Source organism: Xenorhabdus sp. TH1 (assembly GCF_037260955.1).
Classification (GTDB): Bacteria; Pseudomonadota; Gammaproteobacteria; order Enterobacterales; family Enterobacteriaceae; genus Xenorhabdus; species Xenorhabdus griffiniae.
Map to the genome: position 1 here is coordinate 24,544 of NZ_CP147734.1, position 12,957 is coordinate 37,500.

Annotated in this window: 11 protein-coding genes; 6 read left to right on the forward strand and 5 right to left on the reverse strand. The window is 41.5% G+C overall.

Going from position 1 to position 12,957, the window contains the following annotated elements:
* Window positions 1-81: 81 nt before the first annotated feature.
* Both mioC and asnC read right to left on the reverse strand, forming a co-directional pair.
* A complete protein-coding gene (gene mioC, locus WDV74_RS00105) occupies window positions 82-522 on the reverse strand; it encodes an FMN-binding protein MioC (RefSeq protein ID WP_338883925.1) in 441 nt (146 codons plus the stop codon).
* Between the two features lie 91 nt (window positions 523-613).
* The gene (asnC, locus tag WDV74_RS00110; RefSeq protein WP_074018962.1) at window positions 614-1,075 is read right to left on the reverse strand and encodes a transcriptional regulator AsnC; all 462 of its coding nucleotides are present in this window, start codon (window positions 1,073-1,075) and stop codon (window positions 614-616) included.
* 165 nt (window positions 1,076-1,240) lie between these two features.
* Here asnC and asnA point away from each other — a divergent pair, with 165 nt between their 5' ends.
* Window positions 1,241-2,233 (forward strand): aspartate--ammonia ligase, encoded by a 993-nt coding sequence (asnA, locus tag WDV74_RS00115; RefSeq protein ID WP_189758975.1) that lies wholly within the window; start codon window positions 1,241-1,243, stop codon window positions 2,231-2,233.
* A gap of 3 nt (window positions 2,234-2,236) precedes the next feature.
* Here asnA and viaA read toward each other — a convergent pair whose 3' ends face one another.
* Together viaA and ravA are read right to left on the reverse strand one after the other, a co-directional pair.
* The gene (viaA, locus tag WDV74_RS00120; protein ID WP_338883926.1) at window positions 2,237-3,694 is read right to left on the reverse strand and encodes an ATPase RavA stimulator ViaA; all 1,458 of its coding nucleotides are present in this window, start codon (window positions 3,692-3,694) and stop codon (window positions 2,237-2,239) included.
* A gap of 4 nt (window positions 3,695-3,698) precedes the next feature.
* Window positions 3,699-5,186 carry an ATPase RavA gene (gene ravA, locus WDV74_RS00125; protein WP_338883927.1) on the reverse strand — a complete coding sequence of 496 codons (1,488 nt, stop codon included), beginning with the start codon at window positions 5,184-5,186 and terminating at the stop codon, window positions 3,699-3,701.
* 538 nt (window positions 5,187-5,724) lie between these two features.
* Between ravA and rbsA the strand changes: the two genes are divergently transcribed.
* The 5 genes from rbsA (at window position 5,725) to rbsR (ending at window position 11,186) form a co-directional block, all read left to right on the forward strand.
* Window positions 5,725-7,209, forward strand: a complete 1,485-nt coding sequence (gene rbsA / locus WDV74_RS00130) for a ribose ABC transporter ATP-binding protein RbsA (RefSeq protein WP_338883929.1) — start codon at window positions 5,725-5,727, stop codon at window positions 7,207-7,209.
* Window positions 7,210-7,294: 85 nt separating this feature from the next.
* The gene (rbsC, locus tag WDV74_RS00135; protein ID WP_338883930.1) at window positions 7,295-8,266 is read left to right on the forward strand and encodes a ribose ABC transporter permease; all 972 of its coding nucleotides are present in this window, start codon (window positions 7,295-7,297) and stop codon (window positions 8,264-8,266) included.
* Window positions 8,267-8,294: 28 nt separating this feature from the next.
* Window positions 8,295-9,188, forward strand: a complete 894-nt coding sequence (rbsB, locus tag WDV74_RS00140) for a ribose ABC transporter substrate-binding protein RbsB (RefSeq protein ID WP_338883931.1) — start codon at window positions 8,295-8,297, stop codon at window positions 9,186-9,188.
* A 64-nt stretch (window positions 9,189-9,252) separates the two neighbouring features.
* A complete protein-coding gene (gene rbsK, locus WDV74_RS00145) occupies window positions 9,253-10,182 on the forward strand; it encodes a ribokinase (RefSeq protein WP_338883932.1) in 930 nt (309 codons plus the stop codon).
* A 2-nt stretch (window positions 10,183-10,184) separates the two neighbouring features.
* Window positions 10,185-11,186, forward strand: coding sequence for a ribose operon transcriptional repressor RbsR (gene rbsR, locus WDV74_RS00150; protein ID WP_338883934.1), 1,002 nt, complete (start codon window positions 10,185-10,187; stop codon window positions 11,184-11,186).
* Window positions 11,187-11,191: 5 nt separating this feature from the next.
* Here the strand turns inward: rbsR and mdtD are convergent, their stop codons facing one another.
* A complete protein-coding gene (gene mdtD / locus WDV74_RS00155) occupies window positions 11,192-12,589 on the reverse strand; it encodes a multidrug transporter subunit MdtD (protein ID WP_338883935.1) in 1,398 nt (465 codons plus the stop codon).
* Between the last annotated feature and the right edge of the window lie 368 nt (window positions 12,590-12,957).

Below are 12,957 nucleotides of genomic sequence, written 5' to 3' on the forward strand. Positions count from 1 at the left end.
AGTTGTTAAATGGATAACTACGGGTTAACCCCTGCTTTTCAGACAAGTTATCCACAGCTGATCGTTATATTTTTAATCGGATCAGAGTAACTTTGCCCACTCTTTGACCCATTCTTCAGCCGGATCTTCGGGAATTTCATGTTGCAGAATGTCGATTTCCAATCGATCGCCGATCCGTTTTGCTCCGTGATCTTCCAATAAACGTTCCAGTGATCTTATCGCGCCACAGAAGGTGTCATATTCGGAACTGCCGATACCAACGGCACCAAATGTGATATTACTGAGATCCGGTTGCTGTTGGGTGATCTCATCTGCCAGAGGCTGGAGATTATCAGGTAAGTCCCCTGCCCCATGAGTGGAAGTGATCACAAGCCATAATCCTTCAAGTGGAAGATCTTCCAATGAGGGACCATGAAATATCTCTGTTGAAAAGCCATCATTTTCTAAGATCTCAGCGATATGTTCAGCAACGTATTCGGCGCTACCCATTGTGCTGCCACTGATTAAGGTTATTGTGCTCATCATGATCCTTGCTAAATTAAAGAATAACTATTGTACGTAGTGAATCTACTGGGATCTACCTGTGGATAATGTGGTTAACTGATTTTTTGCTTTAAGGTTTTATTGTCCTCATTATCGGATTTTGCAGGGAGATCAACGTTTCTGTTGACTGGATTTCGTCAATCGTCTGGATCTTGTTGATAAGTACATCTTGAAGAGCTTCAATGGATCGGCACATGACTTTAATGAAAATGCTGTAGTGCCCTGTGGTGTAGTAAACTTCAACGACTTCATCAAGCATATCGAGTTTCTTCAATGCTGCCGGATAGTCTTTGGCGCTTTTCAATATGATGCCGATAAAGCAGCACACATCAAACCCCAGTTGTTTGGCGCTGATATCGACTCGAGTCCCCGTAATGATCCCTGATTGTTTCATTTTTTCTACGCGGACATGAATGGTTCCCGGGCTTACTGCGAATTTTTTGGCTAATTCTGCGTAAGGTGTACGTGCGTTCTCCATTAAAGCGTGAAGTATGTCACGGTCTAAATTATCGATCTGATAAATTTCCGCCATTTTTAACCCCTGTTTTTGAATAATATTCATTTTTATAGTGTAAAAATTATCATTTATAAATCTTATACAATATTTTTATTATCAGATATTGAATTTGTACCTCATTTTGTTGCTTAATCTATATCAACGGGTCACAGGGCTACTAAAAATTTTGAGAGTTGCATCATGAAAACATCCTTTATTGAAAAACAACAGCAGATTAGTTTTGTTAAATCATACTTTTCCCGTCTGTTAGAGAAAAAACTTGGCTTAATCGAAGTTCAAGGTCCTATTTTGAGCCGTCTTGGTGATGGTACTCAGGACAACTTATCTGGCCATGAAAAAGCAGTTCAGGTGAAAGTGAAAACGTTGCCGGACGACACCTTTGAAGTGGTTCATTCTCTGGCGAAATGGAAACGTAAGACATTAGGTCGCTTTGGTTTTCAATCTGAACAAGGATTGTATACTCACATGAAAGCTCTGCGTCCTGATGAAGATCGCTTGACACCTATCCACTCTGTCTTTGTTGATCAGTGGGATTGGGAAAAAGTGATGGGTGAAGGTCAGCGTTCACTCGACTATTTAAAACAGACAGTAGGTAAAATCTACGAAGCAATAAAAGAAACACAACAAGCGGTAAGTAAGGAATTTGGTCTGGCACCGTTCCTGCCAGATCAAATTCACTTTATCCACAGTGAAGAGCTTCTGAAACGTTACCCTGGTCTGGATGCGAAAGGTCGTGAACGTGAGGCTGCCAAAGAGTTTGGTGCTATTTTCCTGATGGGGATTGGCGGTAAGTTGTCTGATGATCAGGCTCACGATGTACGTGCGCCGGATTATGACGATTGGACTACACCAAACTGTGATGGCTTCTTTGGTTTAAACGGTGACATTATTGTTTGGAACCCAGTTTTACAAGATGCCTTTGAAATATCTTCTATGGGTATCCGTGTTGATGCAGAGACGTTAAAACGTCAGCTGGCACTGACTGGTGATGAAGATCGTCTGCAATATGATTGGCACCAGGCTCTGATCAAGGGAGATATGCCACAATCTATCGGTGGTGGTATCGGGCAATCCCGTTTGGTGATGTTGCTGCTGCAAATGGCACATATCGGTCAGGTTCAGTGCGGTGTTTGGTCACCTGAGATCATTGAATCCGTTGAAGGTGTACTGTAAGTTTTAATTGCGCCACTTTCTTCGTAAACGGCTTGTAAGCCCGGTATCAAAACGCCAGATATGGTCGAATATCTGCATAATATCGGGCTTGCCATAGTGGGAAAGGGAGACCGCATGGAAGCGGTGTTGTTGATGCTGTTGCAGATTTTTTATCTGATGGATTAGGGAGCCTGGCAAGCGTTGGGCAATGAAATCTGAAATAACAACAGCATCAGCATCTTCCCAACTATTTTCTTGCATTTTTTCAACAGTGGCATTTAAGCAAGATGCCAGATCGGTTCCCCCCCTAAAGGTTTGCCCCAGAAAATGCATGGCTTGGGTGAACCCATCCGGTGATGTTAAGTCATAATGAATAAGTTGTGTTGAAAACAACATAATATGACAATGACGATTATCCGCTAGTGCAATACGCATCAAAGCCAGACAGAATGCTTTTGCACACTGTTCATTAAACCCCCCCATTGAGCCGGATGTATCAACACAAACCATAAATGGTCCCCGAGGCTGTTTTTCATTGTGGTAGTGTGTCATGGGTTTGAGTGTGGTTTTGGCTTGCCAGTTGTCCCCTTGCAGGCGATACGATAGTAATTTTTTCTCCACCAGCCGCCGATAAAATTCGTATTCCAACTCTTCAATACCCAGCATAGCCATCTCGGTAGGTAATAACCTTAAGATATCGTCGCTTTGCCTAATTCCGCTAATTTGCTCAGGTATTGTATCTGGCACTCTTTCAAGTCGGGTAAATGGTTCCAGGATGGGGTTTTCTTTAGGAATTGCTTTTGCTGTCTGACTGCGGCCAAGTAATTGTGCTAGTTTTTCCAGCTCAGCTTGCTGTTCAAGAAAGTCAGCATAACGGGTAAATAGTTGTATATTTTTCGTGGTTAGGTGAAGTTGTCCTTTACTCATATCCCATAATCGTCCTGCTGCGTGATCATTGTGATCAAATATGGGATCAAGAGTGCCACTGAGTGTTAATCGTTTCTGGATCTCTGCAAGGAGTTGCTCTTTTTCTTGTTCTAATAGTGTGTTGTTAAATGCCGTCGCTTGCAGGATCAAGCTGAGGTGCCAGCGTTGGATAAACAGTATTTGTCCTGAAGAGGTGTATTCAGAGAATGCTTTGGATAGTGTATCGGCTTCTTTGGTAAAGGGAGATTCGAGTTGTTGAAGTTTCTCTACGATGTTAGGTAACTGCTGATAGAATTCTGTCGTGTTAATTGTCTGTATATATTGGTATAACTGAAACTCTTCGGCCAATGGGGCGGGGATCGGCGTCTCTTTTATTTTTTGCCGCAATATTTGCTGCCATGCAGGAAGATCTTGCATAAATGCTTGTCTAAGTCTTGGATGTTTTTCAAAGAAAATAACTAACTGAGGGGCACTTAGCAGTATCAAGATGATCTCTTCGATCAGCTCCCCTTCATTGACAGAGAGCAAGAGATCAAGTGTGGCTAGTGTTAACATATTTTTATTCCATTTTTGATCTTAATTGTTTCTGCTTTTCAGTTAATAGCAGGAAACTCTGTTCAATGTTGGCAAGCCAATGTTCTTCGACAAATAAACAGGGTTGATGTTGGTTGAATAAATTACGTTGTCGTTGAATTTCATCACCGATGGATATCAGCTTTTCATGCCATTCTGTATCGGTGTTTTTGGCGGGGTCAGATAGGCAGAGAACAGCGCTATTACGGCTAATATCCAGTACTGTAAGCTGGTTCTTTTCATTAATTTCTGCCGTGATAGTTTGAGGAAAACCAATGCCATTTAAACAAGCAGAGAGTTCTCCTGTATTATTTTTTAAGGTATTTTCCAGTGATTTTTTATCTATTTCGATGAAATTGACTTCAATATTATGCATGTGCAATGAAGGATGTAAAAACAGGATCAGTTTTTCATCTGCAATATTTTCAGGCAGTGAATAGGAAGCCTTGCGGCCAAGTAGAGAAGATTTGGCGACTAATTGTAGGGGATGGTCATTTTCGTCTTGGTTGGACTGTACCCATTGTTGGTATAGCTTCTCTGTTTTTTGCATGAGGGAATGTTGTCGATAAGCCTGTTCTGTCAATAAGACATGCAAAAATTGGGACAAGAGTTTTAAGCTATTCAAGTCGTGCCATAGGCAATCTTTTAACAGCACGATATCTAACGGAGATATCTCATTTCTGCCACTGAAAAAGGCACTGGCTTGCAGTAAACGGATGGATTTTTTCCAACGGCGATCTGAGACATCAGCCGTACTTCCAGTCGCATTTAATTGTTGGCGTAATTGATAAATCAGTTCGAAGATATGATCTGGCAGGGATACCTGATTGATCTTGTTTTGCCATTGCTGGAATTCATCATCGGTGATTTGAATATGGGCAGGTACAGGATTGTCATTTTCATTGTTTCGGTCAGTCAGCAAAGCTCGAAAATTTTTCTTTTCCTGGATCTTGTCTAGCCAGAGTCGGATCAACATGCGATCGTAAAGTGCTTCCAGACTGCTATCACTCTCTGGGAGTTCATTGGATGCGGTAACCAATAAACGCATCGGTAGCTGTTCTTCCTGGTTGCCATTTCTGAATTTCTTTTCATTAATCGCGGTGAGTAACGTATTCAAAATGGCGGGACCTGCTTTCCAAATTTCATCTAAAAAAACGATTTCGGCTTCGGGCAAATACCCTTCGGTAAGGCGCTGGTAACGTCCTTCATCTTTGAGTGCTTGAATGGAAAGGGGACCAAAGATCTCTTCTGGGGTGGAAAAACGGGTCATCAGGTACTCAAAAGCGTGGGCGTTTTGAAACGCAAACTTGAGCCGACGTGCGATAAGGCTTTTAGCTATTCCTGGTGGCCCAAGAAGAAAAATACTCTCTCCACATAAAGCGGCCAGCAGGCACAGGCGAATGGCTTGCCGTCGTTCATATAGCCCACTTTCTAGATACTGACTTAATAGGGATATTTTCTCGACCAATCGCATAGTATTTATACCAAGGCTGAATAGTTACTTGCCTTTATTTATAGATAAAATTCACTCTATGCAAAGATTTTGGTGATAATTTATTAAGTTTAGTGGTGTGTTTTAAAAAATCGATTCAGCTTAACTTATTCAATAAGTTAGTTTTTTTCTGTTTATTATCACCTTCTTAAACGTTTCAATGATGATCACATTTTCGTATTAATCATGTTGTCTTTGGTCGTTAGCTTTATATGATGACCTCTTAGCGAAACGTTTCGCTAAGAGGCTTATAAAAAAGAAAACTATCCCATTATCTACCCAAAGAATTGATTTAGCGCTAACCCAGGGAACACCAGATCTGTCTTCAATGTTGTTATTTAGAAAGTACAAATTGAAGCAGCCATTTTGGCTGCTTCAATTATTGAACCCAATCAGCAAATACATGAGCAAATCATCAAATGTGTTGCTGCTTTCGAAATGCAACAGGGAAACGCAATTGCGATAAAGTATGTCAGTCATAGCATTCTGAAAGAGAAAAGAGTCACTTTCTGAGGTTATTATGAAGCCATTACTGGAGTTAAAGGGAATTGACAAGGCTTTTCCTGGGGTAAAAGCTTTGTCAGGCGCTGCACTACGAGTTTATCCCGGGAAAGTGATGGCGTTAGTCGGCGAAAACGGTGCCGGCAAGTCTACGATGATGAAAGTTTTGACCGGTATTTATACAAAAGATGCTGGCACGATCCGCTATCTTGGGCAAGATGTAGCTTTCTCTGGCCCCAAATCCTCTCTGGAATCGGGTATTGGCATTATTCATCAAGAATTAAACCTCATTCCTCAACTAACGATCGCTGAAAACATTTTTTTGGGTCGTGAATTCGTCAATAAATTGGGTTTTATCAACTGGAAAAAAATGTATGAAGAAGCCGATAACTTGCTGAGGCGACTAAATATTTTTTACAGCAGCCATCGGCTTGTTTCTGAATTGTCCATTGGTGAGCAACAAATGGTAGAAATTGCCAAGGTACTGAGTTTCCAATCCAGAGTCATCATTATGGATGAACCTACAGATGCCTTGACGGATACCGAAACTGAATCCTTGTTTCATGTCATACGGGAACTGAAAGCACAAGGATGTGGCATTGTCTATATTTCCCATCGCTTGAAAGAACTTTTTAAAATTTGTGATGATGTGACGGTATTGCGTGATGGCCAATTTATTGGTGAACAGCCTGTCAATGCTCTGAATGAAGAGCGATTGATTGAAATGATGGTGGGGCGCAAGCTTGGTGAGCAATACCCTCGCTTGGTTCTACCGCGTGGTAAAAAGCGGTTAGAGATTAGAAACCTGTCTGGCTCTGGGATCAAAAATGTCAGTTTTTCCCTGTATAGCGGCGAGATTTTGGGAATATCTGGTTTGATGGGCGCTGGTCGTACTGAGTTGATGAAGGTTATATACGGGGCATTGTCGAAAACTGAAGGTCAGATCTTGCTGGATGGAAACCTCCTAACTATCCGAAATCCACAAGAAGGAATGGCTAATGGTATTGTCTACATCTCAGAAGATCGTAAGCGTGATGGATTAGTCTTGAGCATGTCTGTTAAAGAGAATATGTCTCTAACCTTTTTGCCTTTTTTCAGTAAAAATTTCTATCGCTTGCACCATTTGGCGGAAAAAAAGTCCGTTGCTGATTTTATCAAGTTGTTCAATATCAAAACTCCCTCTATGGAACAACCTATTAGTTTGCTTTCTGGTGGTAATCAACAAAAAGAGGCTATTGCCCGTGGGTTGATGACTTGTCCAAAAGTCTTAATCCTTGATGAGCCAACCCGAGGCGTAGATGTCGGGGCAAAAAAAGAAATCTATCAGTTTATCAACCAGTTTAAAAAAGAAGGCTTGAGCATCATTTTGGTTTCTTCTGAGATGTCTGAAGTGATGGGAATGAGTGACCGTATTCTGGTTATGCATGAAGGAAGTATTAGTGGGGAATTTAATGCGAACGAGGTTTCTCAGGAAGAGTTGATGGCCGCTGCTTTTGGCAAGTAGTTCATAGGTACATAATCTACAGGCATATAATTTATCGACAAACAAAACTACAGTGAATTAAAAGAAAATGGTCAAGGGAATCGATATGAATTCTAATACAGGGTCAGCCTCCCGACGTTGGTTTACGAAAACATGGTTGATGGAACAAAAATCACTTATTGCATTATTAACGCTGATTGCGGTTGTTTCTTTTTTTAGTCCCAACTTTTTCACATTGAATAACCTCTTTAACATCCTTCAGCAAACATCTGTTAATGCAATCATAGCTGTGGGAATGACATTGGTGATCTTGACTGCGGGGATTGATTTATCTGTCGGTTCCCTGTTGGCACTGACAGGAGCAATAGCTGCATCAATGGTAGGTAGTGATGTTAATGCATTAGTGGCTGTTGCTTGTGCATTGACACTGGGAGCAGCTGTTGGGGCGTGTACTGGCGTTATTGTTGCAAAAGGCAAAGTTCAGGCATTTATTGCAACATTGGTCATGATGTTGTTATTGCGTGGTATCACCCGTGTTTATACCGATGGTAGCCCGATCAATACAGGTTTCAGTGAAAATGCAGATCTATTTGTCTGGTTTGGTATTGGCCGTCCATTGGGAGTACCGACTCCCGTCTGGATTATGCTGATTACTTTCGTTGTTGCATGGTTCATCCTCTACCATACGCGCCTTGGTCGTTATATTTACGCTTTAGGTGGGAACGAACTTGCAACACGTTTATCAGGTATTAACGTTGATAAAATAAAAATAATCGTTTATTCCCTATGTGGTTTATTGGCAGCATTGGCCAGCATTATCGAAGTTGCACGATTATCTTCTGCTCAACCGATGGCTGGGAGTGGTTATGAGTTAGATGCTATTGCTGCTGTTGTACTGGGAGGTACCAGTCTGGCAGGAGGTAGAGGACGGATTGTTGGCACACTGATTGGTGCGCTGATTTTAGGCTTTTTAAATAATGGATTGAACTTATTAGGTATTTCTTCCAATTACCAGATGATCGTCAAGGCAGTTGTTATTTTACTGGCGGTTTTGGTTGATAACAAAAGCAGTAAATAATCTCTCTCACCCTACAGGAAAAAATAATATGAAAATGAAGAAGCTGGTAACCATTCTCTCTGTCATAGCATTGATGAGTGCCACTATAAGTGCTAATGCACTGGCGAAAGATAGCATAGCATTGGTTATTTCAACCCTGAATAACCCTTTCTTTGTCACAATGAAAGATAGTGCACAAAAAGAGGCTGATAAGCTGGGATATAACTTGATTGTACTTGATTCTCAGGATAATCCAGCAAAAGAATTGGCCAATGTGCAGGATTTGACGGTTCGTGGCATAAAATTGATGTTAATTAACCCAACCGATTCGGATGCCGTTGGTAATGCAGTGATCATGGCAAATAAGGCGAATATTCCGGTTATTACTCTTGATCGCTCAGCGTATAAGGGCAATGTTATTAGCTATATTGCTTCTGACAGCCGTTTAGGCGCCAAAATGGCAGCTGATTTTATTGCCAAGAAATTAGGTAATAATGTCAAGGTCATTCAATTAGAAGGTATTCCAGGAACTTCAGGTGCACGTGAACGTGGTGAAGGTTTTGGTCAGGCAGCCCAAGAGCACAAATTCAATATGTTGGCTAGTCAGCCCGCTGATTATGATCGTACAAAGGGGATGAATGTCATGCAAAACTTACTGACAGCTCACCCGTCAGTACAAGCTGTTTTCGCTCAAAATGATGAAATGGCTCTTGGTGCATTGCGAGCATTGCAGGCAGCCGGTAAAGAAAATGTGTTGGTTGTCGGATTTGATGGCACTGACGATGCTCTTAAGGCTGTACAGAGTGGTAAATTGGGAGCAACGATCGCACAGCGTCCGGATCAAATGGGTATCATCGGCGTCCAGGCTGCGGACAAAGTGCTAAAAGGTGAAAAAGTAGATGCCATCATTCCGGTTGAGCTGGAATTAGTTGTGAAGAAATAATTAACCTTATTTTTGCAGTCATTAAAGCTAATGGCTGCATGATTTTCACACAGGAATAAATGTAATGTGTATGGCAAAATTGGTTGTGATGGGTAGCATCAATGTAGATCACATATTGAATCTCAACTCTTTTCCTCAACCAGGGGAAACAGTGAGGGGAGAACAGTATAAGGTTGCCTTTGGAGGAAAAGGCGCAAATCAGGCCGTTGCTGCTGGTCGCTGTGGTGCGGACATTACATTTATCGCTTGTGTTGGCCAAGATGATGTTGGCATACGTGTTTGCCAACAGTTGGCAAAAGATAACATTAATACTTCCTCAATTGAGGTGATTGAAGGAGAAACAACGGGCGTTGCTCTGATTTTTGTCAACCGGCAGGGTGAGAATGTTATTGGTATTAATGCAGGGGCGAATGGGAGATTAACTCCTGATTATTTCCTTCGTCATGATCAAGTTGTCAAAGAAGCTGATGCATTGTTATTGCAGCTTGAAACGCCATTGGAAACCGTACAACTTTCTGCTGAAACGGCCAAGAAGCATCATGCCAAAGTGATCTTGAATCCAGCGCCTGCACAGAAAATCTCGGATCGATTGCTTTCGCTGGTAGATATTATTACGCCGAATGAAACCGAAGCCGAGTATTTGACTGGCATCGCCGTAAAAGATGATGTTGGAGCGGAAGAAGCCTCGCAGGTTTTACATGATAAAGGTATAGAAACAGTCATTATCACATTGGGTAGTCGAGGCGTATGGCTGAGTGAAAAAGGCAAGGAAGGTAAAATTGTTCCAGGGTTTAAAGTAAAAGCAATCGACACAATTGCTGCTGGGGATACATTTAATGGCGCTTTGGTAACGGGATTACTGGAAGGAAAAGAAATGTTGTTGGCGATCCGCTTTGCTCATGCTGCAGCTGCGATTGCCGTTACGCGTCAGGGGGCACAGCCTGCGGTTCCGTGGCGGAATGAAATTGATGCATTTCTATCTGAACAGGATTAATCGTGACTACCATGAAGGACGTTGCTCGTCTGGCGGGTGTATCAACATCAACGGTTTCTCATGTGATTAATGGCAATCGTTATGTCAGTGAAAGCGTGAAAAAGAAGGTCAATGCAGCTATTGAGGAATTGAATTATGCACCGTCTGCTTTGGCAAGGAGCTTGAAAGTCAAGCAAACTAAAACTATTGGTATGTTGGTTACGTCCAGTGATAACTCTTTTTATTCCGAAGTTGTCAGAAGTGTCGAAAACAATTGTTACGAACGGGGATATAGTTTAATTCTGTGTAATACTGAGGGTAGTGTTACCCGTATGATTCGCAGTATGGAAATACTATTGCAAAAACGTGTCGATGGCCTTCTGATTATGAGTTCCGAACATAAATTGCTATCCAAAGATTTTCTATTGCGATACCCGCTAGTGCCAATAGTGACATTGGATTGGTCTCCTTTTGATGCCTCTAGTGATGTTATTAAAGATAACTCTCTGTTCGGAGGCGAATTAGCCACATCTTATTTGATTAATCGTGGGTTTCGCAAAATTGCCTGTATCGCAGGCTCACAGAATACATCTCTTTCTCGTCAGCGTCTGGCTGGATATCGAAAAGCAATGAGAAATGCTCAGCTTGAGATCCCCGATGGTTATGAAATCCACAGTGATTATGAATTTGCGGGAGGATTGTTATCAATGAAAAAACTCCTCCAATTACCTGAAATTCCCGAAGCAGTTTTTGCGGGAAATGATGCTATGGCGATTGGCGTTTATCAGGCTTTATATCAGGTAGGGCTTGCTATTCCTAGAGATATTTCTGTCATTGGATATGATAATATTGCTATAGCTTCCTATTTGACACCTCCTTTGACGACAATTCATCAACCAAAAGATGAGTTAGGTAAGTTAGCTATAGATATGCTGCTCTATCGAATGGATAATCCAGATAGTGAACCGAAACAATTAGTACTGACTCCGAAACTTATTGAGCGTGATTCTGTAGGTCAGCGTTGATAACATCATTTTTTAGGTTGCTTTTTCTTAACTAAATTGCTGCCGTCCTCTTTATTTAGAAGCAAAAAGATAAAAGCAGAAGCCAAAGTAATCGTACCTATTGTGATAAATGTATATTGAAAGTGTTCTATTGTAGAACCAGAACTCATTGACTCATAAAATCGCAGGACTGCCGCACTGACGGTTACTCCAAAACTGATAGATAATTGCTGAGTGACTGCTAATAGGCTGTTACCGGCACTTGCATTGTTATCATTGAGATCAGCTAGGGTAATTGTATTCATAGCTGTGAACTGTGTGGACATTACCATTCCCAATATAAAAAGAGGAATTATCAAAAATATGATGGGAAGTTCCGGTGTCTGTAGCGAAAATTGTGAAATCATTACACCAATAATAATCGTGATCCAAAAAAGGGTGTTTCGATAGCCGAAGCGGGTCAATATATTGGTGACAAAAGATTTGGCTAAAATTGAACCAATTGCGTTTGGCGCCATCATGATGCCAGCAATGACTGCTGAAAATCCAAACCCCACTTGTAGCATCAAAGGAATAATAAATGAAAGCGAGCCAGTGCTTAACCGAGTAGCAATATTACTGGCAATGCCGATTGAAAACGTGCGTGTTTGGAATAACTGGAGGTCAATAAGGGGATTTGAGTGTCTTCTAGCATGGAAGATATACCCCAATAACATAATGATACCGCCAAAAAATAAAGCGGGGGGAATATAACCAGAGAATGAATGATCCCCAAATAAGTCAAAGCTGACTGAAATCGTTACCAAGCCCATACTAAACAGTATGAATCCCAGAAAATCGAAAGGGCATTTGGGCATCGTCAAATTGGGCATATTCTTTCTGGCGTAAATGATACCTAATAAGCCAATGGGAATATTGATGATGAAGATCCAATGCCATGTTGCATAAGTTACTAACAACCCACCGAGCATGGGACCTAAAATCGGGCCAAGTAGCCCTGGCATGGTGACAAAATTCAAAATAGGTAGCAATTCGCTACGTGGATATGTTCTTAGTAAAGTCAGGCGAGCAACAGGCATCATCATAGCCCCACCTATACCTTGAATAACGCGGGATACAACTAAGAAAGAGAGATTGTGTGACAGTGCACAAGCAAGTGAGCCTAAAGAAAAGAAGGAAACAGCATAAATGAATACTGTACGAGTGCCAAACCTATCAGCGAGCCAACCGCTTACGGGAATTAGCATCGCTACAGTTAAAGTATAACTGACAATGGCAGGTTGCATTGCCAGTGGAGAGTGATTAAGACTTTTTGCAATCGCCGGTAGTGCAGTGTTAAGAATTGTGGCATCTAAAGACTGCATAAAAAAAGCTATCGCCGCAATCCAAGGTAACCCCGACATACTGCGTGCGGATTTGACCATTAGATACCCCGTTTATTTTTTTAATGGTAGTGAGTACATAATATCTTACTATATCAAACTCAAGCTATTTCTTGGTTGTTAATCAAGCAATAACTTCCTCTAAGGCCAATTGACAGTTGCCCTAGGCAATTGCACAACAATCATTGTATAAGAACTTTATCGGTATGATTGTTGTTTAAGTCATCAATTTTAGGATGTAAAACACGCATAATTACCATTTCTGTTGAAAAAAACCACGAACAGAAAAATAATTCAAAAAAACTATTGCCAGCGCCGTAAAACCCCCTATAATGCGCCACCACTGACCGACGCTAAGCTGAAACACGCCGCGAAGGCCGGTGAGAGAAAAGGGAAAATAATCGCTTGAC

Coding starts and splice junctions, on each gene's coding strand:
- mioC (WP_338883925.1), bottom strand. CDS start 522: ATGAGCACAATAACCTTAATCAGTGGCAGCACAATGGGTAGCGCCGAA.
- asnC (WP_074018962.1), bottom strand. CDS start 1,075: ATGGCGGAAATTTATCAGATCGATAATTTAGACCGTGACATACTTCAC.
- asnA (WP_189758975.1), top strand. CDS start 1,241: ATGAAAACATCCTTTATTGAAAAACAACAGCAGATTAGTTTTGTTAAA.
- viaA (WP_338883926.1), bottom strand. CDS start 3,694: ATGTTAACACTAGCCACACTTGATCTCTTGCTCTCTGTCAATGAAGGG.
- ravA (WP_338883927.1), bottom strand. CDS start 5,186: ATGCGATTGGTCGAGAAAATATCCCTATTAAGTCAGTATCTAGAAAGT.
- rbsA (WP_338883929.1), top strand. CDS start 5,725: ATGAAGCCATTACTGGAGTTAAAGGGAATTGACAAGGCTTTTCCTGGG.
- rbsC (WP_338883930.1), top strand. CDS start 7,295: ATGAATTCTAATACAGGGTCAGCCTCCCGACGTTGGTTTACGAAAACA.
- rbsB (WP_338883931.1), top strand. CDS start 8,295: ATGAAAATGAAGAAGCTGGTAACCATTCTCTCTGTCATAGCATTGATG.
- rbsK (WP_338883932.1), top strand. CDS start 9,253: ATGTGTATGGCAAAATTGGTTGTGATGGGTAGCATCAATGTAGATCAC.
- mdtD (WP_338883935.1), bottom strand. CDS start 12,589: ATGGTCAAATCCGCACGCAGTATGTCGGGGTTACCTTGGATTGCGGCG.